This is a genomic window from Stenotrophomonas sp. LM091, from assembly GCF_001806305.1.
GTDB classification, from domain to species: Bacteria; Pseudomonadota; Gammaproteobacteria; order Xanthomonadales; family Xanthomonadaceae; genus Stenotrophomonas; species Stenotrophomonas bentonitica_A.
Window position 1 is genome coordinate 726,810 of the sequence record NZ_CP017483.1, and the last position, 22,553, is coordinate 749,362.

Here is a 22,553-nt window from a genome sequence, read left to right on the forward strand (position 1 = left end):
GCAGTCAGGCACGATTGGCATGTGATGTGCGTCACACTTTTGACGCTACGCACTTTTGAAAGGACGCTCCAAGGGGGGTTCCATGTACGACCATCGGCCGCTGGCGCTCAGCGTCGGCCTGGCATGCGCCGCACTCGCTTTCTCCGCTCCGGCTCCGGCATCCGCCGACCCGCGGGCGGATGCGTTGGCCGAGATCGGCCACTACCGTGACCAGGCCCATTGGCTGGATGCGCTGGCCGTGATCGAGCGGGCCCGGGTGCAATCGCCCGACGACGAACTGCTGTATCGGCTGCAGGTGCTGACCCTGTCCGACATCGGCAACGCGCACCGCGCCTGGCAGCTGTACCTGGCACGACCGGACCTGTTCGACGCCGCCCAGAAAGAACGGCTGGAAGGCAATTACCTGGCCAAACTCGTGGGCTGGAGCCTGGCCTACGGCCCCAGCGAGGACACCCGCCTGGATGAAGCCGATGCGGCCCTGGTGCAGATGCAGCAGTACCTCGAGCGCGACGGCACCACCGTGCAGCAGGCCCCGCTGAGAATCCGCTACGACCGCCTGATCCTGCTCAACCGGCTGGGCCGCCATGCACAGGTACGCGATGAGTACCGCAGCCTGCTCGCCGAGGGGCACCCCGTTCCCAATTACCTGCTGGCCGCCGTCGGCGATTCGCTGATGGCCACCCAGCATCCCGCCGAGGCGATCCCGGTACTGGAAGCGGCGCTCAAGGCCGATCCGTCGCTGCCGCAGGCGCGGTCGGAACTGGCCTACGCCTATCTGGAAGACGAGCAGGCTGATACCGCCATCGCCCTGCTGAAGAAGTGGCAGGCCGATGAGCCGGCCTGGCGCTGGGCAAACGGTGCCAAAGCGCCGTATGCGAACTGGCCGCGCTACGAGGCCGATCTCAACCTGGCCATGGTGCGCGCTTACAGCGGCGATCTGCCCACCGCCCAGCATGACCTGGAGAAGATGGTCGAGATCGGGCCGGGCAACACCGGCACGCAGTCTTCGCTGGGCAACATCTACCTGATGCGCGGCTGGCCACGCCGGGCGCTGGAGCGCTACAGCATGGCCAACACGCTGGACCCGCGTGACGTCCCGGCGCGGCTGGGCCAGTACGACGCCTACGTGCAGATCCAGCGCGATGACCTGGCGCGCCCCCTCCACGACACCCTGCTTGCCGCCTACCCCAACCAGCCTTCCGTGCAGCGCATGGACCGCAGCTGGCGTGCGCACCGCGGCTGGCAATGGCATGCCTACGCCGAAGGCGGCCGCAGCTCGGGCGGTAGCGGAGCCTCACCGCTGGGCAACGACGACGGTCGTTACGGCGTGGAAGTGCAGTCGCCGGTCCTGGACGACCGCTGGCGGCTGGTCGCCTTCGCCGACCGGCGCAGCGTGGATTTCCAGGACCAGACCATCGACCCGCTGCGGGTCGGCGTGGGCACGCGCTACCGCTACGGGCGCGCCGATGCCGAAGCCTTCGTCAACCGCGCCAATGACCACATCGGCGATACCGGCCTCAGCGCCGGGTTCGGCTGGCAGTTCAGCGATCAATGGCATGCCGGCATCACGGCCGCACGCAACGATCCGGATGCCTCGATGCAGGCACGTGTCTCGGGCCTCACCGCCGACAGCATCGCCCTGGCGGCGGACTATCGTCGCGATGAACGTACCCACTGGAGCCTGGGCGCCAGCCAGTTCCGTTACGACGACGGCAACCGCCGCGATACCGTCAGCACCGCCATCGAGCAGCGCCTGATGACGCGGCCCACCGTGTTCCTGGACGGCCTTGGCAGCCTGTACGCCAGCCGCGGCAGCCGCGACGACGTGCCCTACTTCAATCCGTCCGAGGATCACTCGGTGGAAATCGGCCTGCGCGTGGACCAGCAGCTGTGGCGCCACTACGAACGCCACTTCCGGCATCGCCTGACGGTCTCGGTGGGCCAGTACTGGCAGCAGGGGTATGGCAGCGCGATCGTGCCCTCGGCGGAGTACCGCCACGAATGGCAGCTCGGCGAAGGACGCATTTTCGAGTACGGCATCAGCTGGTCGCGACCGGTCTATGACGGGCAGCGTGAACGACACATCGGCCTGGATGCCGGCCTGCGGTGGGGAGAATGACATGCGGCACATGGACTTGAAACGCTGGACCCACTGGCTGTTGCTGGCCCTGCTCACCGTCGTGCTGCCGGCCCAGGCCCAGCAACGACCGGCCATGCTTGATGCGGCCGATAACGGGTTGCTGGTGCTCAGCTACCACGACGTCCGCGATGAGGTGGCCGAACGCGGCGACCCGGATGCGTATGCCGTCAGCACGCAGAACTTCGCCGCGCACCTGGACTGGCTGTCCGCGCACGGGTATCACCCGGTCTCGCTGTCGCAGCTGATCACCGCCTCGCAGGGCGGCACGCCGCTGCCGCCCAAGCCGGTGCTGCTGACCTTCGATGACGGCCTGCGCAGTGTGTACAGCAAGGTCTTCCCGTTGCTGCGCGCCTACAACTATCCGGCGCTGGTCGCCGTGATCACCGATTACGTGGACATGCCGGCCGGGCGCCAGATCGATTACGGCTACCGCCCGTTCACCCGCGATGATTTCCTGACCTGGGCGCAGCTGCGCGAGATGCAGAAGAGCGGGCTGATCGAACTGGCCAGCCACACCGACAACCTGCACCATGGCGTGCAGTCCAACCCGCAGGGCAACTCCACGCCGGCGGTGATCACGCGCATCTACGACCCGACCCGCAAGACCTATGAAACCGCGGCCGAGTACGAAGCCCGCCTGCGCGCCGACCTGGGCCGCAGCGTGGAGCGCATCCAGCGCAATGTCGGGGTCACCCCGAAGGCGATCGTATGGCCGTACGCCGCCTACAACGCACTGAGCAACGATATCGCCGAGCAGTTGGGCATGCCGGTGTCGTTCGACCTGGAAGGGCGCAGCACGCCGGTCAAACGTGATCTGCATGGCCTGGCGCGCTTGCTGGTGACCAACAACCCGACCGTGGTGCAGCTGGCCTACGAACTGCGCCGGGATGTGGAACGCGATGGCATGCGTGCGCTGCAGATCGACCTGGATGCCGTCTACGATACCGACCCGGTGCAACAGGGCAAGAACCTGGATGCGCTGATCGACCGGGTCAAGAAGATCGGCCCGACCCACGTGTTCCTGCAGGCCTTCGCCGATCCGGACGGCAATGGCTCGGCCGATGCGCTGTACTTCCCCAACCGGCATCTGCCGATGCGTGCGGACTTGTTCAACCGCGTGGCATGGCAGCTCAAGACGCGCGCCGGGGTGAAGGTGTTCGCGTGGCTGCCGGTGCTGGGTTACGAGCTCAAAGACCCGGCCATCCGCAAGGCCCTGGCCATCGAGAGCCCGGAAAGCGATGGCATCTTCCGGCTGGATTTCACCCGGCCGCAGGTGCGCCGGATCATCAATGACATCTACGAAGACCTGGCGATCAACTCCTACTTCGAGGGCCTGCTCTTCCACGATGACGCCTACCTGCGCGACACCGAGCTGACCCAGTTGCCGCCCGAAGGCGATGACGGTGCACGCACCCAGGCACTCATCGATTTCACCCTGGAGCTGCGCAACGCCGCGCAGCGCTGGCGGCCCAAGCTGGGCACGGTGCGCAACCTGTATGCCCAGCCGGTGCTGGAACCGCAGAGCGCCAGCTGGTTCGCCCAGCGCCTGGACCTGTTCAACAAGGCCTACGACCACACCGCCCTGATGGCGATGCCGTGGATGGAAGGCAGCCGCAGCCCGGAACGCTGGCTGGACCGGCTGGTGGTGGCGGTGAAGCAGCACGATCCGCAGTTGTCGCAGACGATGTTCGAGCTGCAGACGCTGGACTGGCGCACCGGCAAGCCGATCCCCGGCGACCGCCTGCGCGCGCAGATCCGTCGTCTACAGGCGCAGGGCGTGCGTCATTTCGCCTGGTATCCGGATGACTTCATCGCCGGACGTCCCTCCACGTATGACGCCCGCGCGGCCATGTCGGCCCGCAGCTTCCCGTACGAGGAAAAGTGAGGTCGCCATGCATCCTCTTCTCTACGCGCTGTTCCAGTTCGCCTTCTTCTACCCGATGGTGATGGCGTTCTTCTGGATGTCCGGCGGCCTGTATTACTTCTTCCGGCGCGAGCGAAAGGCCCGTGACCGTGATGACCCGCCGCCGATGGATGTCTATCCGTTCGCCTCGATCCTGATCCCCTGCCACAACGAAGCGGAGAATCTGGACGACACGCTGGGCTCGGCGCTCAAGCAGAATTACCCGGATTTCGAAGTCATCGCCATCAACGATGGCAGCAGCGACGATACCGGCGCGCGGCTGGATGCGCTGGCCGCCCTGCACCCGCGGCTGCGGGTGGTGCACCTGGACCGCAACCTGGGCAAGGCCAATGCGCTGCGCATGGGCGCGCTGGCGGCACGTTCGGAGTTCCTGGTGTGCATCGATGGCGATGCGATGCTGGAGGAGTACGCCACGCACTGGATGGTGTGGCACCTGACCTCGGGCCCGCGCGTGGGCGCGGTCACCGGCAACCCGCGCATCCGCAACCGCTCCACCCTGCTGGGCCGGCTGCAGGTGGCCGAGTTCTCCTCGATCATCGGCATGATCAAGCGGGCGCAGCGGGTGTACGGGCGCATCTTCACCATCTCCGGGGTGATTGCCGCGTTCCGTCGCACGGCCCTGCACCGGATCGGTTACTGGTCCGATGACATGGTGACCGAGGACATCGACATCAGCTGGCGCCTGCAGCTGGACCATTGGGACATCCGTTACGAGCCCAATGCGCTGTGCTTCATCCTGATGCCGGAAACCTTGAAAGGGCTGTGGCGGCAGCGCCTGCGCTGGGCCCAGGGCGGTGTGGAAGTGCTGCTGCGGCATGGCGGCTCGCTGTTCCACTGGCGCAAGCGCCGCATGTGGGGCGTGCTGCTGGAGTACATCCTCAGCGTGCTGTGGGCCTACACGATGCTGGCGATCATCGTGTTGTGGGCGGTGGGCAAGTTCATGGTGCTGCCGCCGGAGCTGTACATCGCCACGCTGCTGCCGCAGTGGCATGGCGTGATCCTGGCCCTGGTCTGCCTGATGCAGTTCGCCAGCAGCCTGATCATCGACCGCCGTTACGAAACGCATATTGGACGTAACTACTTCTGGGTGATCTGGTACCCGATGGCGTACTGGCTCATCAGTCTGTTCACGACCCTGGTGGCGTTCCCCAAGACGTTGTTCAAACGTCGTGGCAAGCGCGCGGTCTGGGTCAGTCCTGACCGGGGTATCCGATGAACACCGTCAAATCCACCCGCCGCTTCGATTCGCGGCTGATCCAGAAACCGCGCCAGCAACCGCGCCTGCAGCGCACCGCCTGGGGCTTTGTGACCATCGCCTTCTGGGCGTTCTACTTCTACCTGTGGGCACCGCTGGTCACGCTGATCTCGTGGCTGCTCGGCGGGCGGATGGCGTGGGCGCAGCTGTACGAACAGAAGCAGACGGTCGATCCGTTCGTGGTGATCGCGCTGCCGGTGATGCTGGTGTGCTGCGCGGCGCTGCTGATCGCCTGGGCCGAGTACAACCGCATGCGGTTCACCGGCAAGGAGCGCCGGCTGCCGCATGACGATGTGACCCGCGAGGAGATGGCGCACGACCTCGGCGCGAGCGTGGCGGTGGCCGCGTCGCTCGCCGATGGCAAGTCGGTGACGCTGCACATGGACGAGCACGCGCGGCCGGTACGGGTCACCGCGGGGGCATTGGCGGTCGCATACCGGTAATCGCGCGGGTGTTGGCCGACCGGTCGTGCCGGCCGCTGGCCGGCGCCACGGATTGCCAGGATGCGAAGGAGCCGGCCAGCGGCCGGCTCTACCGGGTCACGCGCGCGTCTGGCCTTCGCCGCGGACGACGAAGCGTTCGACGGTGAGCGCCTCCAGCCCCATCGGGCCATAGGCGTGCAGGCGGGTGGTGGAGATGCCGATCTCCGCACCCAGGCCCAGCTCGCCCCCGTCGGAGAAGCGCGAGGAGGCGTTGACCATCACCACCGCCGAGCGCAGCGCATGCACGAAGTGCTCGGCTGCCGCGGCGTCTTCCGTGGCGATCACTTCGGTATGGTCCGAGCTGTACTGCTGGATATGCGTCAGTGCCTGTTCCAGGTCATCGACCACGCGCACGGCGATGATCAGATCCAGATACTCGGCGGCGTAATCCTCCTCGCTGGCCGGCTCGGCATCGGGCAGCCACTGCCGCGCCACCGTGTCGGCGCGCACCCGCACGCCGCGCTCGGCCAGTGCCTGCGCGGCCAGCGGCAGGAAGTGCGGCGCAAGGTCGGCATGGACCAGAAGCGTCTCCAGCGAGTTGCAGGCCGAGGGTCGGCTGCATTTGCCGTCCACCAGCAGGCGCAGCGCAAGCGCGGGGTCGGCGGCGCGGTCCACGTACAGATGGCAGACACCCTTGTAGTGCTTGATCACCGGCACACGGGCATGCTCGGCCACGAAGCGGATCAGGCCTTCCCCACCGCGCGGAATCGCCAGATCGATCAGATCGTTGAGCTGCAGCAGGGCAAGCATGGTCTCGCGGCGCAGATCCTCCACCAGGGTCAGTGCGGCATCGGCGACGCCCGCCTCGCGCAGCGCGCGCTTGAGCGAGGCGGCAATGGCAGTGTTGGAGTGGATCGCCTCCGAGCCACCGCGCAGGATCACGCCGTTGCCGGCCTTGATACACAGCGCGGCGGCGTCGGCGGTCACGTTCGGGCGCGCTTCGTAGATCATCGCGATGACGCCCAGCGGCACGCGCACTTTCTGCACCCGGATGCCATTGGGACGCACGTCATCGCGGGTCACCTGCCCGACGGGATCGGGCAACGCAGCAACCTCGCGCAGCGCGGCGGCGATACCGGCCAGACGCTGTGGGTTCAGTGCCAGGCGGTCCAGCATCGCGGTGCCGATGCCCTTTTCCGTCGCCGCCGCAAGATCGCGTGCGTTGGCCGCGAGAATCGCATCGGTATCGGCTTCCAGCGCGGCGGCCATCGCGTCGAGCAGATCGGCCTTGGCCGACGCAGACAACTGCGCCAGCTGCCGGGCAGCGTCCCGGCAGGCCAGCGCCTGGCTGCGGATGTCGGTGGTGGAGCTGGCGACCATCTCAATATCCTCGGAAAAAACGGTAGAGCCACGCCATGCGTGGCCGGGGGATGTCGAACGGACCCAGGTTGCGCAGCCACGCATGGCGTGGCTCTACCGTGGATGTTCTTACGCTTTACAGCAACACCAGATCGTCGCGGTGGATGACATTGCCACCGTAGTTGTAGCCCAGCACGCTCTCGATGTCGCGCGAGTGGCGCCCGGCGACGCGGCGGATGTCGCTGGCCGAATACTGGCTGACGCCGCGCGCCAGGCAGACCTCCCCACTATCAAGGCGCTGCCGGATCTCGACCATGTCCCCGCGGCGGAAGTCGCCCTCGGCGCCCAGCACCCCGCCAGGCAGCAGCGAAGCGCCCTTGCCGCGCAGCGCATCGGCTGCGCCGGCATCGACCAGGATCGCGCCCGGCTCCAGCGGCGCGTGCCGCAGCCAGTACTTGCGCGCGGCCACCCGGGTCTGGGCGGCATGGATGCGGGTGCCGAACAACCGCCCCTGGCTGAGCGCACGCACCACCTCGGCACTGCGCCCGTTGAACAGGCAGGTCTCGATGCCCACCCGCCCGGCCTTGGCTGCGGCTTCCAGCTTGGTGTGCATGCCACCGGTGCCGGCGCCACTGCCGGCGCCGCCGGCCATCGCCAGGACCTCCACGGTCAACTCGGGCACGTCATGGATCGGCCGTGCCTGCGGATCGCGACGCGGGTCGGCGCTGTACAGGCCGTCGATATCGGTGGCGATGAACAGCACATCGGCGTCGATCAACGCGGCTACGGTCGCAGCGAGGTTGTCGTTGTCGCCGAGCTTGAGCTCATCCACCGAGACGGTGTCGTTCTCGTTGACCACCGGCAGCGCGCCCAACCGCAACAGCTCGTTGAGCGTGGCGCGGGCGTTGAGGTAACGGCGGCGGTTGCGCAGGTCATCATGGGTCAGCAGCACCTGCGCCACCGGGCGTTCGAAAAAGCGCTGCCAGAGCCCGATCAGCTGTGCCTGGCCCAGCGCCGCGAGCGCCTGCCGCGCTGCCATCGCCGCGCCGGCTTCCAGCGCGCGCGGCACGATCGCCCTTCCGGCCGCAACCGCGCCGGAGGATACGATCACCACCTCGCGCCCAGCCAACACGTTGGCCGAGACGAACTGGGCCAGGCCCAGTGCGTGGCGTGGCGAGAGGCCGCCGCCGTCAGCGGCCAGCAGGCTGCTGCCCACTTTGAGTACGGCGCGTTTCCACTGCGGGACGGCTTGTTCGGTAAACGGCGAAGGCACGGGCTGGTTCATGTGGTCGGCGCGCTCAGCGCGTGCTCCATTCGTGGATACGGGCGGTGGCGCTGCCGTGCAACAGCAGCGGATCACTGTCGACCAGCGCCTGCGCAGCGGCCAGGTCGGCGATGTCCTGCAGCACGTAGGCGCCGCCGCTCTTGTCGGTGAAGCCACCGGTCAACAGCAGCTGGCCGCGGGCACGCACCTCATCGAGAAAACGCGCGTGTTCGGCACCGACCTCATCGCGGAAGTCCGGCGTACGGGTGACCATCACCAGGTAACAGGTTTTCATGGCGCTCCTTTCTCCAGGCAAGGCCCGGCGAGACGTTGCAAAAACGGCGGCCTCGCGGCCGCCGTCGTGATCACACCAGCGCCGCCCAGCGGGCGCGCAGTTCATCCAGCCGCAGGTCGGCCGCCGCGCCGGGCGACACGCGCGCGGCCAGGCTGCCTTCGGGGGTTCGCCCCTGCCCTGCCGTGTCCGCCGCCGCGGCGGCGGCCTTGTAGGCCTCGCGGAACGGCACACCGGCCACGGCTGCCTCCACCGCGACATCGGTGGCGTACATGCCCGAGTCGATCGCCGCGCGCAGCTTGTCGTCGCGCCATTCCAGGTTGGCCAGCAGCGCCGGCAGCAGTTCCAGCGCGGCCAGGCCGCGGCCGAAGCCGTGGAAGATCGCACCCTTGCTGCTCTGCAGATCGCGGTGGTAGCCCGAGGGCAGCGACAGCAGCTGCTCGATCTCGGTGCGGGCCGCGGCCACGCTGGCATGGGTGGCGCGCATCAGTTCGATCACGTCCGGGTTGCGCTTGTTCGGCATGATCGAGCTGCCGGTGGTGTACTGCGCCGGCAACGCCACGAAGCCGAACTCGCCGCTGGTGAACAGCGACAGGTCCCATGCGATGCGGCGCAGGTCCAGGGTGGCGCCGCCGAGTGCTTCCAGCGCCGCCAGTTCGAACTTGCCGCGCGAGAGCTGCGCGTAGATCGGCGAGATCTGCATGCGTGCAAAGCCGAGCGCTTCAGTAGTGTGCGCGCGGTCCAGCGGCAGGTTCACGCCGTAGCCGGCGGCCGTGCCGAGCGGATTGGCATCGACCAGGTTGAACGTGTCGTGCGCGCGGATCGCGTTGTCGATGAAGGCCTCGGCCCAGCCGGCCCACCACATCCCCGCCGAAGACACCACGGCGCGCTGGATGTGGGTGTAGCCCGGCACGGGGAGGTCCTTCTCGGCCTCGGCACGATCCAGCGCGACCTTGGCGATCTCACGGCTCAGTTCGGCCACGCGCAGCAGCTTGTCCTTCAGCCACAGCCGGGTCGCGACCAGGATCTGGTCGTTGCGGCTGCGCCCGGTGTGGATCTTGCGGCCGGCATCGCCGAGGCGCTCGGTCAGGCGCGCTTCGATCGCCGAGTGGCAATCCTCGAAGCGCTCATCCAGCACGAACGCGCCACTGCGGAAATCCTCGGCCAGCACGTCCAGCTCGCGCTGCAGGCCGATGCGCTCGTCATTGCCGAGGATGCCGATGTTCTCCAGGCCCTGCGCGTGCGCCTTACTGGCCGCCACGTCGTAGAGGAAGAACTCGCGGTCCAGGATCACATCATCGCCGGCCAGGAAGGTCTGGATCTTGGCGTCTACCGCCACGCCGGGCTTCTGCCACAGAAGGTCTGCCATGTCTTGCTCCATAGGCGGAATCGCTCCGCCGGGTTGTCAGGGCGCGCGCAGGGGGCGCGCAGCGCCGTGGGAATCAGTGCGGGATGGAGGCCAGTTCGTCCAGACCCAGCGCCAGGTTGAGGTTCTGCATCGCCTGTGTCGCCGCGCCCTTGAGCAGGTTGTCCAGGGTCGCCACCACCACCACGCGCTTGCCGCCCGGGGCCACGTCGAAGCCCCCGATCTGAACGCCATGCCGGCCGGCGATCTGGCTGACCCACGGCGCTTCGTCGAGCACCTCGATCAGCGCCTCGTCGGCGTAATACTTCTGGTAGAGCGCGATCACATCCTCGCGCTTGACCACCGTGTTGAGCCACAGGTTCACCGTCATGGTGATGCCGCGGAAATGCGGCGCCACGTGCGGCATGAACTCGACCGGCACGCGCAGGTGCGCGGTCACTTCGCGCTCATGCACATGGTTGGTCAGCGCATACGGCATCAGGTTGTCGCGCAGCAGCTCGGGGTTGTTCTTGTCCGAGGGCGTGGTGCCGGCACCGGAGTAACCGGAGACCCCGAAACACTGCGGCGGGCCGGCCAGCTGCTTCAGCAGCGGGCTGATCGCCAGCTGCATCGCGGTGGCATAGCAGCCCGGGTTGCTGATGTGCTTCTGGCCCAGGTAATCGCCGCGGGTCAGCTCCGGCAGGCCGTAATACCAGCTCGGCTCGAAGCGGTGATCGGCCGACAGGTCGACGATCACGGTCTCCGGCCGGGCCGCATCCAGCGCGGCGACGAACGGTGCGGCCAGGCCATTGGGCAGCGCCAGGATCACCGCGTCCATGCCCTTTGCAGCGACGGCATCGGCATCCAGGTTTTCGAACTGCAGCTCACCCTGCCAGTCGCCGTGGTGATCGCTCACGCGCTGGCCGGCCAGCTCGCGCGAGGAGACGAAGCCCAGCTGCAGGCTCGGGTGGGCGGCGATCAGCTTGATCAGCTCGGCGCCGGTGTGGCCACGTGCGCCGACGATGCCGACGGTGAAGATCTTGGTACTCATGCGTGTGCGTCCAGGCGGTGCTGCAGGTGGCGTTTCACCCCCTGCCATTCCGCATCGATGATGGAGAAGATGACGGTGTCGCGCGGGGTGCCGTCCGGGTGGCGCTTGTGGTTGCGCAGCACGCCGTCCTGCTTGGCGCCCAGCCGCGCGATCGCGGTGCGCGAGGTGACGTTGAACCAGCTGGTCTCGAACACCACGCTCAGGCATTCCAGCCGCTCGAAGGCATGGGTGAGCAGCATCAGTTTGGTTTCGGTGTTGATGCCGGTGCGCTGGGCGGCTTCGCCATACCAGGTGTAGCCGATGCTCAGGCGCGGCACCTCGGCGTCCAGATCGTAGTAGCGGGTGGTGCCGACCACTTCATCGGCATCGTTGAGGACCACGAACGGCAGCACCTTGCCCTCGGCCTGCGCCTGCAGCGCGGCCTGGACATAGGCGGTCATGGTCTTCGCACTCGGCACCTGGGTGTACCAGAGCTTGGACAAGGTGCCATCCCCCAGTGCGCCGCGCAGGCCATCGATATGCGCCATCTGCAGCGGCTCCAGCCGCGCATGGGTGCCGGCCAGCGTGGGGACCTTGGTCCAATCGGCAAGATTCATCGGGTTCAGCCCTCCAGGCTGGGGGTGCGTGCGGCGCAATGCTCGACGTACGCTTTGATGCGGTCGAAGCCGTCGGCGCCGAACCAGAACACCTTCCAGTGGCCCTGCTTGTAGCAGCCATCGGATTCGGCGTAATAGAAGTGATTGATCGGGTTGCCGTTGCGCGAGCGCCAGAACAGCTGCGGAGTTTCATCCAGCATGACATTCCAGACCGCGCGGCCGAGGCCTTCGCCCTGCGCGTCATCGAGCACCGCGAACTTGTCCAGGTAGACCCCTTCCGCTTCATCGGTGAGGATCACCGCAGTGCGGTAGTTCTCGCTGACGTAGGCACGCAACAGCTTGGTCTTCTGGAAATAATCCGCCACCAGGGTGCGGCCGAAGCTGGATTCGATCAGCTGCTTGAGGCGCGGCAGATCGAGTTCGTCCCAGCGGGTGGCGCGCAGCACTTTCTCGCCCTTGCGCACCAGCGTGCCCGAGCCCTTGTGGGTGAACAGTTCCTTGGCCAGGTCCGCCGGGCGGGTGATGGAGACCGAGGATTCCAGCGGCAGCCGATCCAGCAGGTCCTTGATCTGTTCGATCTTGACCCGCATGCCGCCATGGATCCACGGCTGCTGCATCAGCTGGTCGTACTCGGTGGAGAGGTTGATCGAATCGATCACCTTGCCCTCTTCATCCAGCAGGCCGCCGGTGCCGGTCAGGAAGATGATCTTGTACGGCTGCAGTTCCTGCACCAGCTCGTTGGCGGCGAAATCAGCGTTGACGTTGAGGATCTGCCCGCAGCGGGTCTCGCCCAGGCTGGTGATCACCGGGATCGACCCGGCGCGCAGGCTGGCCTCGATCGGGGCCAGGTTGACCTTCTTGACCTCACCGACCAGGCCGTAGGTGGCCTGGTCCAGGTACTCGGCTTCGAACACGCCCCCGGTGATCGAGGTCGCGCGCGCGCCATTCTGCTGCAGCGCTTCAACCAGCTGCAGGTTGGAGGCCTGGAACACCCGGCGCACGATCGCCAGGCCTTCGGCCGAGGTCACGCGCAGGCCGTTCACGGTCTGCTTCTCGATGCCGGCCGCCGAGAGCTCGGCGTCCAGCTGCGGGCCGGCACCATGCAGCACGATCGGGGTCAGGCCGACTTCCTGCAGGAACGACAGCGAGGAGGTCAGCGCGTCCAGGTCATCGCGCAGCACCGCGCCGCCGACCTTGACCACGGCGAAGCGTTTGGCGTCCAGCTGCGAGAAACGCTTGAGGTACTGGCTGATCTCCTTCGCGCTGGCCATGCTCGAGAGCAGGCGCACGATGGTCTGGCGGGTCTGGCGGTGGGGCTGGGAAGAAGGCATTTCGATATCGTCGCAGGCGGCCGCAGCCGCGATGGGAGTTCCGTCAGTGGGGGACCACGACGGCGTCATTCGATCAGGCGCCGTGCGCGATGATGCGGTGCACGGACTCGGTGTAACGCTGCAGCTGCTCCAGCGTCACGAACTCATCGGCGGTGTGGGCCTGGGCGATGTCGCCCGGGCCGTACACCAGCGTGGTGTAACCGCCGGCCGAAAACAGCGAGGCCTCGGTCCAGAAATCCACCGCGTTGCCGATCGGGATATCCAAGGCATCGGCCACGTCGCGCGCAGCCAGACGGCGGTTTTCTGCTTCGGCGATATCGCCGGCCGGGAAGCTGGGCCCGCGGAAGGTCTCGGTGAACACCGCGGCCTCCGGTTCGGCGAAACCGGCAAAGGTGGCCAGCAACGCGTCGATATCCATCGACGGCAGCGGGCGGAAGCCGAAGCGCACCTCGGCGGCGGGCGCGATCATGTTGGCCTTGATGCCGCCTTCCACGCGCCCGATGTTGAAGCGCAGGCCGGTCAGCCCGCCAAAGCGTGCATGCGACAGCGACTCGACATGGTCCAGCGCGCGGTTGCCCCAGCGCATCGCCTGGTGCAAGGCGCTGGCGGCCGCATCCTGCTTGCCCGAGGCATGCCCGGCCCGGCCCTTGAACTGCATCAGCACCGAACTGATGCCACGGTGCGCGAGCACCGCTTCGCTCATCGTCGGCTCGGCGACCAGCACCGCTTCGTACGGAATGCCCCGGGCGAGGAAGGCGGCGATGCAACGCGGGTCGTTGGCCTCCTCGTCGCTGGAGAACAGGAACGCAGCATCGCCATCGCTGGCGTTGGCCGCGGCCACCAGGGCCGCCGCAGCGCCCTTGATGTCGCACACGCCCAGCCCGATCACGCGATCGTCCGCACGCCGCATCACGTGCGGGTCGGCCGTCCAATGCGGCGAGTCCGGCACGGTATCCAGGTGCACGTTGAACAGATACTTCGGCGTGCCACGCACCGCATACAGGCTGACCGCACCGTCGCCATGGTCGAGCACCTCCACGCTGAACCCGGGCAGGTTCGCACGCAGGTAATCGAAGATGCCGCCAGTGGTGATCGCACGCGGCGGGTTGCGCGTGTCGAAGGACACGAGCTGCTGCAGGTGATCGAGTGTCTGTTCAAGCATGTGTCTGAGTATCCGTAGGGTTCAACATCGGTAGTGCCGGCCGCTGGCCGGCTCTGCAATGATCCAGCCGTGCCACGCGCCGGCCAGCGGCCGGCACTACCATCGATCGGCGTTGCCAGGTGCCGGCCAGGGGCCGGCACCCCGGTGCATCGCCTTAGCGGTTCACCTGCGCGTACAGGGTGGAGCTCATGCCGAACAGCTTGATGAAGCCTTCCGCTTCTTCCACGCCCCAGTCGGCCGACTGCGCATACGTAGCACCCTTGGTGTTGAGCAGGTGCGGCGACTTCACCGCAACGGCGTCCACACGGCCACCGCGGGTTTCCAGCACCACTTCGCCGTTGACCTTGGCCTGCGAGGACTTCAGGAAGGCCTCGATGTCGGTCTTGAGCGGGTCGTGGTAGAAGCCTTCGTACACCAGCTCCACCCACTTGCGCGCCACGTCCGGCTTGAAGCGGTTCTGCTGCTTGGTCAGCACGGCGTCTTCCAGCGCGCGGTGCGCGGCCAGCAGCGAGACCAGGCCCGGCGCTTCGAACACGATGCGGCCCTTCAGGCCGATCACGGTGTCGCCGGTGTACACGCCACGGCCCACGCCGTACGGGGCGAACAGCTTGTTGAGCCTGGCCAGGATCTGCTCACCCGGCAGCGCCTTGCCGTCCAGCTCGACCGCTTCGCCTTCGACGAACTTCAGGGTGACCGTCAGGGCCTGTTCCGGCCATTCGCTGCGCGGTGCGCACCAGCCGCGGGCACCCTCGCCCGGGGCTTCCCAACGGTCGATCTCGCCGCCGGACATGGTCAGGCCGAGCAGGTTCTCGTTGATGGTGTAGGCCTGCTGCTTGGCCCGCACGCCGAACCCGCGCTCTTCCAGGTACTTCTGCTCGTAGGCGCGGGTCTGGGTGTGTTCTTTCTGGATCTCGCGGATCGGCGCGACGATCTGGTAGTCGCCCAGTGCCTTCACGGCCAGGTCGAAGCGGACCTGGTCGTTGCCCATGCCGGTGCAGCCGTGGGCGATGATGTTGGTGCCCAGTTCGGCGGCGCGCTTGAGCGCGGCGTCCACGATCAGGTAACGATCCGAGACCAGCAGCGGGTACTGACCCTGGTAGCCCTCACCGGCCCACACGAACGGCTTGACGAAGCCACTCCAGATGGCCGGGCCACCGTCGACGGTGACGTGGCTGGTGACGCCCAGTTCGGCGGCACGCTTTTCGATGAAATCGCGCTCTTCGTCATCCACGCCACCGGTATCGGCGAACACGGTGTGCACGTTGTAGCCGCGCTCCTGCAGGTAGGGCACGCAGAAGCTGGTGTCGAGTCCGCCGGAGAAGGCCAGGACGATGTCTTTCTTGCTCATGGGGGTCAGGTCCAAGTGGGAATGCAATGTGGAATGCGTTTTTCGAGGCGGTAGAGCCACGCCATGCGTGGCTGCTATTCGTTGGGCGTCGCGAAGCCACGCATGGCGTGGCTCTACGGCCGCCGTGCTGCTTATCGTCCTGCCAGCGCCGACATGATCGCCTTCTGCACATGCAGGCGGTTCTCGGCTTCGTTGATCGCGATGCACTGCGCCGAATCCATCACGCCGTCGGTCGCCTTCACGTTGCGGCGCAGCGGCAGGCAGTGGCTGAAGACACCGTTGTTGGTCAGCGCCATCTTGGCTTCGTCCACGATGAAGTGCTTGTACTGGTCGCGGATCGGCTTCTCCGGCTCCCAGTTGCCGAAGAACGGCAGCGCGCCCCAGCTCTTGGCGTAGACGACATCGGCGCCGGCGTAGGCGCTGGCGATGTCATGGCTCACCTGCAGCGAACCACCGCTCTCGGCCACGTTCTGCTCGGCCCAGCCCATGTAGCGCTCATCCAGGATGTAATCCGGGGTCGGGCACAGCAGGGTCACGTCCATGCCCATGCGGGTGGCGATGGTCAGCGCCGAGTTGGCCACGGCGGTGTTCAGCGGCTTGGGGTGGTAGGTCCAGGTCAGCACGTACTTCTTGCCGCGCAGGTCCTGGGTGCCGAAGTGTTCCTGCAGCGCCATCACATGGGCCAGTTCCTGGCACGGGTGGGTGATGGTTTCCATGTTGATCACCGGCACCGGCGAGTACTTGGCGAAGCTCTTGAGCACTTCGTCTTCGCGGTCCTTGGTCCAGTCGATGAACTTCGGGAACGCGCGCACGCCGATCAGGTCGACGTAGCGGCCCAGCACCCTGGCCACTTCGGCGATGTGCTCTTCGGTATCCCCGTCCATCACCGTGCCCAGGTTGAACTCGATCGGCCAGGCATCCTTGCCCGGCTGCAGCACGATCGCGTGGCCGCCCAGCTGGAACGCGCCCAGCTCGAAGCTGGTGCGGGTACGCATGGAGGGGTTGAAGAACACCAGGGCAATCGACTTGCCCTTGAGCTCGTCGCCCAGCTTGTTGCGCTTGAACAGCGCGGCCTGGGTCAGCAGGGCATCCAGGTCGGTGCGGCTCCAGTCCTGGGTGTTCAGGAAGTGCTTCAGGGACATCGATCGATCCTTTGCGGCTGGTTTTCCACCGTTTCCGGCGGAGGTTGGGGGCGCCGGGGCGCGGTCAGGGCTCAACAAAACACATACAGATGAAACTTTTCAGATCGCAGAAACGAAAAAACCCAGCGCGGGGGCTGGGTTTTCCGAACAGACAGCACGAAGCTCCGGTTACCCAGCGAAAATGTGGGGTTCCGGTCGGCGGGCACGCGACGTCATGCCCGTAGCCATACGGGCGGCGCTGGTGTCGTGCTGGAAGTCGGTGAGTTTCATGGCCGCCCATCTTTGCATGCACCCGGGGTGGGTGCAAGGCCTGAATGGAAATTCAGGTTGAAGGTGTCGCCGATGGGGCGACGGGAGGGGTCACGGATTGGCGCCGCCGGCCTGTTCATTGCCGACCCAGGGGGTGATCGAGACCCGGATCTTGAGCCGGTTGCCCGGGTCTTCGGGCAGGCGCGAGCGGTACTTGGTGCCCTTGTAGACGTAGTCCACGTCATAGGCGATCGGGCGGCGGAACTCACGGCCCACCGGAATGATCTTGCAGTCCCGGGTCAGCAGTGGACCGGTATTGGCCGGCGCGGCCTCCACCACGACGGTTTCCGAATAGCCACTCTCATCGGTGCTGCCATCTTCGCGGCGGAAGATCGAGCGCACCGAATCCATGAAACGTCCGAAACGACCCTTGTCTTCCTGCGGCTCTTCGCCGGTGACGTTGACCGGAGCCAGCGTGCGGGTGGAGACCGGCTCGCAGTGCTCCTCGGTACGCGTGGCGCGCAGGGTCTGGAAGACCGGCTCCACGTTGAGCACCTGGGCGTAGTCGAACTTGACGTTCTCCACGATCACCACCCGGTTGCGCACCTCACCGTCCTGGGCGCACGCCCCGAAGGCGGCACTTCCGAGCAGGCAGACCAGCGTCAACAACGAAGCGGATTTCATTGGCAACAAGGAAAAGGACAAGGGGGATAGTTTAGGCAGTGCCAGGCACAAGGGGCTGAACATTACCCTTCCGTGACGCGTATGCCCATAGGCCGGGCCCAGACGCGGCCCCGGGGCGCGCCTCCACGGGGCCGATCGGCTGAAGCCTTCAGCCGGCGGCCGTGGTGACGCGAACGCCTGCATGCCCTGCCCCGCATCCCCCCAAAGGCCCCGACACGTTCTAAAATCGACCGCTTACCCCCGCTCCCGACCCTCATGACCCTGCGCCTGCACAACAACCTGACACGCCAGCTCGAAACGTTCACCCCGCTCGATCCGACCTGTCCGACCCTGTATGTGTGCGGCCCCACGGTCTACAACTACGTCCATATCGGCAATGCCCGTGGCCCGGTGGTGTTCGGAGTGCTGGCCGACCTGCTGCGGCGCCGTTTCGGCGGCCTGCGCTATGCCCGCAACATCACCGACGTGGATGACAAGATCAACACGGCCGCGCGCGAGCAGCAGGTCCCGATCAGCACCATCACCGACCGCTTCGCCGCCGCCTACCGCGAGGACATGGCCGCGCTGGGTGTTGTCCCGCCGGACATCGAGCCGGAAGCCACCGCGCATATCCCGCAGATCGTGACGATGATCGAGCAACTGATCGCCAACGGCCACGCCTATGCGGCCGAAGGCCATGTGCTGTTCTCGGTGGGCTCCTACGCCGATTACGGCAAGCTCTCGCGCCGCGACCCGGACGAGATGCTGGCCGGCGCGCGCGTCGACGTGGCGCCGTACAAGCGCGACCCGGGCGACTTCGTGCTGTGGAAGCCCTCCAGCGACGAGCTGCCCGGCTGGGCATCGCCCTGGGGCCGTGGCCGCCCGGGCTGGCACATCGAGTGCTCGGCGATGGCCGCCGCGCATCTGGGGCCGACCATCGACATCCATGCCGGCGGCGTGGACCTGCAGTTCCCGCATCACGAGAACGAGATCGCGCAGAGCGAGTGCGCGCACGGCGGGCAGACGTTCGCCAGGTTCTGGCTGCACAACGGCATGCTCAACTTCGGCGGCGCCAAGATGAGCAAGTCGATCGGCAACATCGAGCGCGTGCACGACCTGGTCCGCCAGCATGCCCCCGAGGCGCTGCGCTATGCGCTGCTGTCGGCTCACTACCGCCAGCCGCTGGACTGGTCCGACGCGCTGATCGAGCAGTCGGTGCGTACGCTGGACCGCCTGTACGGCACCCTGCGCGACCTGGTCGACGTGGATGCCGCTGCGGTGATTCCGGCCGAGATCGAGGCCGCGCTGGATGACGACCTCAACACGCCGCAGGCACTGGCCGAGCTGGCCCGCATCGCCGGCGAGGCACGCAGGGCCGGCGACGCCGACAAGGCGCACTGGAAATCCGCCCTGCTTGGCGCCGGTCTGGCGCTGGGCCTGCTGCAGCAGGCGCCGGCCGCCTGGTTCGGTACTGCAGGCGGCACCGATGACGATGCGGCCATCCAGGCCCTGATCGACGAACGCGCCGCCGCCAAGCAGGCGCGTGATTTCACCCGTGCTGATGCGATCCGTGACCAGCTGGCCGCCGAAGGCATCGTGCTGGAAGACACCGCCCAGGGCGTGCGCTGGTCGCGCAGACGCTGAACGACCGCCCGGCTGACCGTCGGGCGCTGCCAGACACTGCCCGGTCCGCCGGGCGTCGCCACGACACAGGCCCGGCCACGGACGGCCAGGCTGCTTCCCCCGCAAACGCACGGTCACCCACGGACGGCGAACACCGACCCGGAGCCCCCATGACCCCCACCTCCCCGTTCCCGCTCGAACCCACCGCCGCCGAAGCCCAGGCTGCCATCGCCGAGGAATTCGCGTTCTTCGGTGACTGGTCCGAGCGCTACCAGTACCTGATCGACCTGGGCCGCAAGCTGCCCGCCTTCCCGGAAGAATGGAAAACCGAAGCGCACCGCCTGCTCGGTTGCCAGTCCATGGTCTGGATCGTGCCGGAGGGCAACGCCGAGGCCCTGCGTTTCCACGCGATCAGTGATTCGGCGATCGTCTCCGGGCTGATCTACCTGGCCCTGCGCGTGTATTCGGGCCGTTCCGCTGCCGAGATCCTGGCCACCGAGCCAAGCTACATCCAGGACATCGGGCTGTCGCGTCACCTCTCGCCGACCCGCAGCAACGGCGTGGCGGCGATGCTGGCCTTCATCCGCGACACCGCGCAAGCGCAGTCGTGACGCTCTCCGCCGATCCGCAGGAGCCCGACAGCGCCCTGCAACTGCTGGCCCGCCCGGGCTTTTCGCTGGTGCTGGCGTATCGCATCTTCGCGATGCTCTCCTACCAGATCGTCGCGGTGACGGTCGGGTGGCATATCTACGAAGTCACCCGCAATCCGTTCTCGCTGGGCCTGATCGGCCTGGCCGAGGTACTGCCATTCTTCTGCGTGGCGCCATTTGCCGGCTACCTGGTCGACCACCTGCCCCGCCGCCGGCTGGGCATGGTCGCCTGCAGCGGGCTGGTGATGACCGCGCTGGTGCTCACCGCGGTGGCCCAGGGTTGGCTGCCGTTCCACGGGGTGTGGCCGATCTACGCGGCGATCGCACTGACCGGCATGGTCCGCGCGTTCCTCTCGCCGATCTACAACGCGCTGTTCGCCCGTGTGCTGGAGCGCACCCAGTACGCGCGCGGCGCGGGCCTGGGCGCGGTGGTGTTCCAGGCGGGCATGGTGGCCGGCCCCGCGCTGGGCGGCGTGCTGGTGGCCTGGGGCGGCAAGGGGGTGGCCTACGGCGTGGCGGTCGGCGTGTCGCTGATCGCGCTGGGCTGCCTGGCGGCGCTGCGTGTCTCCGAGCCGGTGCATACGGGCCCGGCGGCGCCGATCTTCAAGAGCATCGCCGAGGGCGGCCGCTTCGTGCTGGGCAACCGGATCATGGTCGGGGCGATGGCGCTGGACATGTTCTCGGTGCTGCTCGGCGGGGTGGTGGCGATGCTGCCGGCGTTCCTGCACGAGATTCTCCACCACGGCCCGGAAGGCCTGGGCGTGCTGCGCGCGGCGCCGGCGCTGGGCTCGGTGTGCGTGGGCCTGTGGCTGGCGCGTCGCCCGTTGCAGCGCAATGCAGGGCGCGTGCTGTTGTTCGCGGTGGCCGGTTTCGGGCTGTGCGTGATCGGGTTCGGGTTGTCGTCGAATTTCTGGTTGTCGGCGGCGATCCTGCTGTTCTACGGTGCCTTCGATGGTGTCTCGGTGGTCGTGCGTTCGACGATTCTGCAGTTGGCGACGCCGGAGGAGATGCGCGGGCGGGTGTCGTCGATCAATGGCATTTTCATCAGTTCGTCCAATGAGCTGGGCGCGTTCTATGCGGGCACGATGGCGAAGCTGCTGGGGCTGGTCCCGGCGGTGGTGCTGGGGGCTTTGCGGTGTTGAGCGTGGCCGGCATCACGGCGTGGAAGAATCCGACGCTGCGGCGGTTGAATCTGCGCGATCTGCATTGAGGATTTGGCCAAAAAAAACCCGGCCGAAGCCGGGTTTTTCGTAGAACAGCACAATCAACAGCGCGATCAGTCGCCCTGCTGCTTCTGCAGGTGCTCCCAACGCTCCTGCGCATCGATCGTGCGCTCAGCGGTCAAACGGGCTTCCAGACGATCCAGACCGATCTCTTCGCCGGTATCCACGCAGAAACCGTAGTCACCGTCTTCCAGACGCTTCAGCGTGCTGTTGATCTTGCCGATCAGCTTGCGGTAACGATCACGGGTACGCAGTTCCAGCGAGTTCTCGGTCTCACGGGTGGCGCGCTCGGCCTCATCGCCGATATCACGCACTTCTTCCTGCAGATTCGCGATGGTCTGCTTGGATTCCTCGACCAGATCATTGCGCCAGTGCTGCAGGCGCTGGCGGAAGTACTCCAGCTGCAGCGGGCTCATGTATTCCTCTTCCGCGCTCGGCTTGTAACCGTCGGGCAGGATCGGACGACCGGTGGCTTCGTCAGTCTTGTATTCCACCACCTTCACCTTGGTGCGCGGGGCCGGGGCGGCCGAACGCGCTGCCACGGCAACGGCGACCTTGCCGACCGGGCGGGACACGGGCTTGGGGGCGGACTCGGACTTGGCGGGGGTTTTTGCAGGCGATTTCGAAACGGGCACGGGATTCTTGTTTTGCGGGGCCTTGGAGGCGGGGGTGGCTGCGACCGGCGCCGGCGCGGAGGCCGGAGGGGTGACAGGTTTGGCCGCGCTCTTGGCCGGGACAGACTTGGCCGGGGCCGGCGATGCCGGCTTCGGTGCGGACTTCACTACGGGTGCTGCAACCGGCTTGGCGGCCGGCTTGGATGCCACGGGCTTGCTGGCGGTCTTGCTGGCCTTCACCGGCGTGGCCGGTGCCTGCTTGACCGCGGTCTTCTTCGCCGGTGCCGGCTTGGATGCCGGTTTGGCGGCAGCAGGCGTCACGGTCTTCTCGGCCGCCGTCTTGCTGGCAGCGGTTTTCTTGATGGGCGCCTTGCTTACCGGCTTGCCCGCCGCGCGCTTGGCGGGCGTGGCAACCGGCTTGGCGACCGTCGACTTCTTGGCAACGACCTTCTTGGCGACGGTCTTCCTGGCCACCACCGTCTTGGCAGCAGGCTTCTTGGCGACCGCCTTCTTGACGGCTTTGGCGGGCGACTTGCTGGCCGCCTTCTTGACGGGTGCCGTCCTGGCAGCCGGTTGTTTGGATGCAGGCTTGCCCGCCGGCTTGGCGGCCGGCTTCTTGGCAACGGACTTGGCCGCCAACTTCTTTACAACAGGCTTGGCGGTTTTCTTGGCGGCCTTGACGGCCTTCTTTGCAGTTTTTTTAGCAGCCACGAAACGCTCTTCCTTGGATTCCCCGGGGCCCGGGAAAGCGGGCCTTTATAGCCTACCCGACCAGCAGCAGCAACCACACCGCCTACTCCGTTCAGCCCCGGAGTCGCAAGGCGTGCGACCGGTCCACCTGGCTGGCGGGCCGACGTGCGCAGTTCGGTACCTGACCCGGCGACACCGCCGGGGCGGCCC

18 protein-coding genes and 1 pseudogene are annotated in these 22,553 nt (G+C 66.9%); 7 read left to right on the plus strand and 12 right to left on the minus strand.

The window, feature by feature from the left end; genetic code table 11:
- Positions 1-82 precede the first annotated feature (82 nt).
- From pgaA to pgaD, 4 genes are read left to right on the plus strand one after another with little or no spacing between them, the layout of a single operon-like run.
- The gene (gene pgaA, locus BIZ42_RS03225; protein ID WP_070425534.1) at positions 83-2,119 is read left to right on the plus strand and encodes a poly-beta-1,6 N-acetyl-D-glucosamine export porin PgaA; all 2,037 of its coding nucleotides are present in this window, start codon (positions 83-85) and stop codon (positions 2,117-2,119) included.
- Positions 2,120-2,129: 10 nt separating this feature from the next.
- Positions 2,130-4,025 carry a poly-beta-1,6-N-acetyl-D-glucosamine N-deacetylase PgaB gene (gene pgaB / locus BIZ42_RS03230; RefSeq protein WP_070425535.1) on the plus strand — a complete coding sequence of 632 codons (1,896 nt, stop codon included), beginning with the start codon at positions 2,130-2,132 and terminating at the stop codon, positions 4,023-4,025.
- A gap of 7 nt (positions 4,026-4,032) precedes the next feature.
- Positions 4,033-5,280: a poly-beta-1,6-N-acetyl-D-glucosamine synthase gene (pgaC, locus tag BIZ42_RS03235; RefSeq protein WP_046273191.1), complete on the plus strand. Its 1,248-nt coding sequence runs from the start codon at positions 4,033-4,035 to the stop codon at positions 5,278-5,280.
- The gene (pgaD, locus tag BIZ42_RS03240; protein WP_019182843.1) at positions 5,277-5,762 is read left to right on the plus strand and encodes a poly-beta-1,6-N-acetyl-D-glucosamine biosynthesis protein PgaD; all 486 of its coding nucleotides are present in this window, start codon (positions 5,277-5,279) and stop codon (positions 5,760-5,762) included. Before pgaC ends, pgaD begins: the two co-directional genes overlap by 4 nt.
- A gap of 96 nt (positions 5,763-5,858) precedes the next feature.
- Here the strand turns inward: pgaD and BIZ42_RS03245 are convergent, their stop codons facing one another.
- The 11 genes from BIZ42_RS03245 to BIZ42_RS03295 form a co-directional block, all read right to left on the minus strand.
- Positions 5,859-7,121, minus strand: coding sequence for a glutamate-5-semialdehyde dehydrogenase (locus BIZ42_RS03245; protein WP_070425536.1), 1,263 nt, complete (start codon positions 7,119-7,121; stop codon positions 5,859-5,861).
- Positions 7,122-7,236: 115 nt separating this feature from the next.
- Positions 7,237-8,385 (minus strand): glutamate 5-kinase, encoded by a 1,149-nt coding sequence (proB, locus tag BIZ42_RS03250; protein ID WP_070425537.1) that lies wholly within the window; start codon positions 8,383-8,385, stop codon positions 7,237-7,239.
- A gap of 13 nt (positions 8,386-8,398) precedes the next feature.
- A complete protein-coding gene (locus tag BIZ42_RS03255) occupies positions 8,399-8,659 on the minus strand; it encodes a YciI family protein (RefSeq protein ID WP_046273195.1) in 261 nt (86 codons plus the stop codon).
- Positions 8,660-8,729: 70 nt separating this feature from the next.
- Entirely contained in the window at positions 8,730-10,025 is a 1,296-nt protein-coding gene (gene argH, locus BIZ42_RS03260; RefSeq protein ID WP_070425538.1) for an argininosuccinate lyase, read from the minus strand.
- A gap of 73 nt (positions 10,026-10,098) precedes the next feature.
- Entirely contained in the window at positions 10,099-11,052 is a 954-nt protein-coding gene (argC, locus tag BIZ42_RS03265; RefSeq protein ID WP_070425539.1) for an N-acetyl-gamma-glutamyl-phosphate reductase, read from the minus strand.
- A complete protein-coding gene (locus tag BIZ42_RS03270; RefSeq protein ID WP_019182837.1) occupies positions 11,049-11,648 on the minus strand; it encodes a GNAT family protein in 600 nt (199 codons plus the stop codon). The genes argC and BIZ42_RS03270 overlap by 4 nt, the downstream gene beginning before the upstream one ends.
- A 5-nt stretch (positions 11,649-11,653) precedes the next feature.
- Positions 11,654-12,979 carry an acetylglutamate kinase gene (locus tag BIZ42_RS03275; protein ID WP_046273198.1) on the minus strand — a complete coding sequence of 442 codons (1,326 nt, stop codon included), beginning with the start codon at positions 12,977-12,979 and terminating at the stop codon, positions 11,654-11,656.
- Positions 12,980-13,052: 73 nt separating this feature from the next.
- Positions 13,053-14,141, minus strand: coding sequence for an acetylornithine deacetylase (locus tag BIZ42_RS03280; RefSeq protein WP_070425540.1), 1,089 nt, complete (start codon positions 14,139-14,141; stop codon positions 13,053-13,055).
- Positions 14,142-14,295: 154 nt separating this feature from the next.
- The gene (locus tag BIZ42_RS03285; RefSeq protein ID WP_070425541.1) at positions 14,296-15,489 is read right to left on the minus strand and encodes an argininosuccinate synthase; all 1,194 of its coding nucleotides are present in this window, start codon (positions 15,487-15,489) and stop codon (positions 14,296-14,298) included.
- 131 nt (positions 15,490-15,620) lie between these two features.
- Positions 15,621-16,631 carry an N-acetylornithine carbamoyltransferase gene (locus BIZ42_RS03290; RefSeq protein ID WP_019182833.1) on the minus strand — a complete coding sequence of 337 codons (1,011 nt, stop codon included), beginning with the start codon at positions 16,629-16,631 and terminating at the stop codon, positions 15,621-15,623.
- Positions 16,632-16,991: 360 nt separating this feature from the next.
- Positions 16,992-17,564 carry a hypothetical protein gene (locus BIZ42_RS03295; protein WP_070425542.1) on the minus strand — a complete coding sequence of 191 codons (573 nt, stop codon included), beginning with the start codon at positions 17,562-17,564 and terminating at the stop codon, positions 16,992-16,994.
- Between the two features lie 255 nt (positions 17,565-17,819).
- On the opposite strand from BIZ42_RS03295, the gene cysS reads away from it, so the two are divergent.
- From cysS to BIZ42_RS03310, 3 genes and pseudogenes are all read left to right on the plus strand, one after another.
- Entirely contained in the window at positions 17,820-19,187 is a 1,368-nt protein-coding gene (gene cysS, locus BIZ42_RS03300) for a cysteine--tRNA ligase (RefSeq protein WP_070425543.1), read from the plus strand.
- Positions 19,188-19,336: 149 nt separating this feature from the next.
- The gene (locus tag BIZ42_RS03305; RefSeq protein ID WP_019182830.1) at positions 19,337-19,777 is read left to right on the plus strand and encodes a SufE family protein; all 441 of its coding nucleotides are present in this window, start codon (positions 19,337-19,339) and stop codon (positions 19,775-19,777) included.
- Positions 19,774-21,026, plus strand: a pseudogene (locus BIZ42_RS03310) (MFS transporter). Before BIZ42_RS03305 ends, BIZ42_RS03310 begins: the two are co-directional and overlap by 4 nt.
- Positions 21,027-21,092: 66 nt before the next feature.
- Here the strand turns inward: BIZ42_RS03310 and dksA are convergent.
- Positions 21,093-22,364, minus strand: coding sequence for an RNA polymerase-binding protein DksA (gene dksA / locus BIZ42_RS03315; RefSeq protein WP_070425544.1), 1,272 nt, complete (start codon positions 22,362-22,364; stop codon positions 21,093-21,095).
- Between the last annotated feature and the right edge of the window lie 189 nt (positions 22,365-22,553).

Bases quoted from the DNA above. Each gene is read 5' to 3' on its own strand.
- BIZ42_RS03280 (WP_070425540.1), bottom strand. From the start codon at position 14,141: ATGCTTGAACAGACACTCGATCACCTGCAGCAGCTCGTGTCCTTCGAC.
- BIZ42_RS03290 (WP_019182833.1), bottom strand. From the start codon at position 16,631: ATGTCCCTGAAGCACTTCCTGAACACCCAGGACTGGAGCCGCACCGAC.
- proB (WP_070425537.1), bottom strand. From the start codon at position 8,385: ATGAACCAGCCCGTGCCTTCGCCGTTTACCGAACAAGCCGTCCCGCAG.
- BIZ42_RS03275 (WP_046273198.1), bottom strand. From the start codon at position 12,979: ATGCCTTCTTCCCAGCCCCACCGCCAGACCCGCCAGACCATCGTGCGC.
- argC (WP_070425539.1), bottom strand. From the start codon at position 11,052: ATGAGTACCAAGATCTTCACCGTCGGCATCGTCGGCGCACGTGGCCAC.
- pgaB (WP_070425535.1), top strand. From the start codon at position 2,130: ATGGACTTGAAACGCTGGACCCACTGGCTGTTGCTGGCCCTGCTCACC.
- pgaA (WP_070425534.1), top strand. From the start codon at position 83: ATGTACGACCATCGGCCGCTGGCGCTCAGCGTCGGCCTGGCATGCGCC.
- BIZ42_RS03270 (WP_019182837.1), bottom strand. From the start codon at position 11,648: ATGAATCTTGCCGATTGGACCAAGGTCCCCACGCTGGCCGGCACCCAT.
- BIZ42_RS03255 (WP_046273195.1), bottom strand. From the start codon at position 8,659: ATGAAAACCTGTTACCTGGTGATGGTCACCCGTACGCCGGACTTCCGC.
- pgaD (WP_019182843.1), top strand. From the start codon at position 5,277: ATGAACACCGTCAAATCCACCCGCCGCTTCGATTCGCGGCTGATCCAG.
- argH (WP_070425538.1), bottom strand. From the start codon at position 10,025: ATGGCAGACCTTCTGTGGCAGAAGCCCGGCGTGGCGGTAGACGCCAAG.
- BIZ42_RS03305 (WP_019182830.1), top strand. From the start codon at position 19,337: ATGACCCCCACCTCCCCGTTCCCGCTCGAACCCACCGCCGCCGAAGCC.
- pgaC (WP_046273191.1), top strand. From the start codon at position 4,033: ATGCATCCTCTTCTCTACGCGCTGTTCCAGTTCGCCTTCTTCTACCCG.
- BIZ42_RS03285 (WP_070425541.1), bottom strand. From the start codon at position 15,489: ATGAGCAAGAAAGACATCGTCCTGGCCTTCTCCGGCGGACTCGACACC.
- BIZ42_RS03295 (WP_070425542.1), bottom strand. From the start codon at position 17,564: ATGAAATCCGCTTCGTTGTTGACGCTGGTCTGCCTGCTCGGAAGTGCC.
- cysS (WP_070425543.1), top strand. From the start codon at position 17,820: ATGACCCTGCGCCTGCACAACAACCTGACACGCCAGCTCGAAACGTTC.
- BIZ42_RS03245 (WP_070425536.1), bottom strand. From the start codon at position 7,121: ATGGTCGCCAGCTCCACCACCGACATCCGCAGCCAGGCGCTGGCCTGC.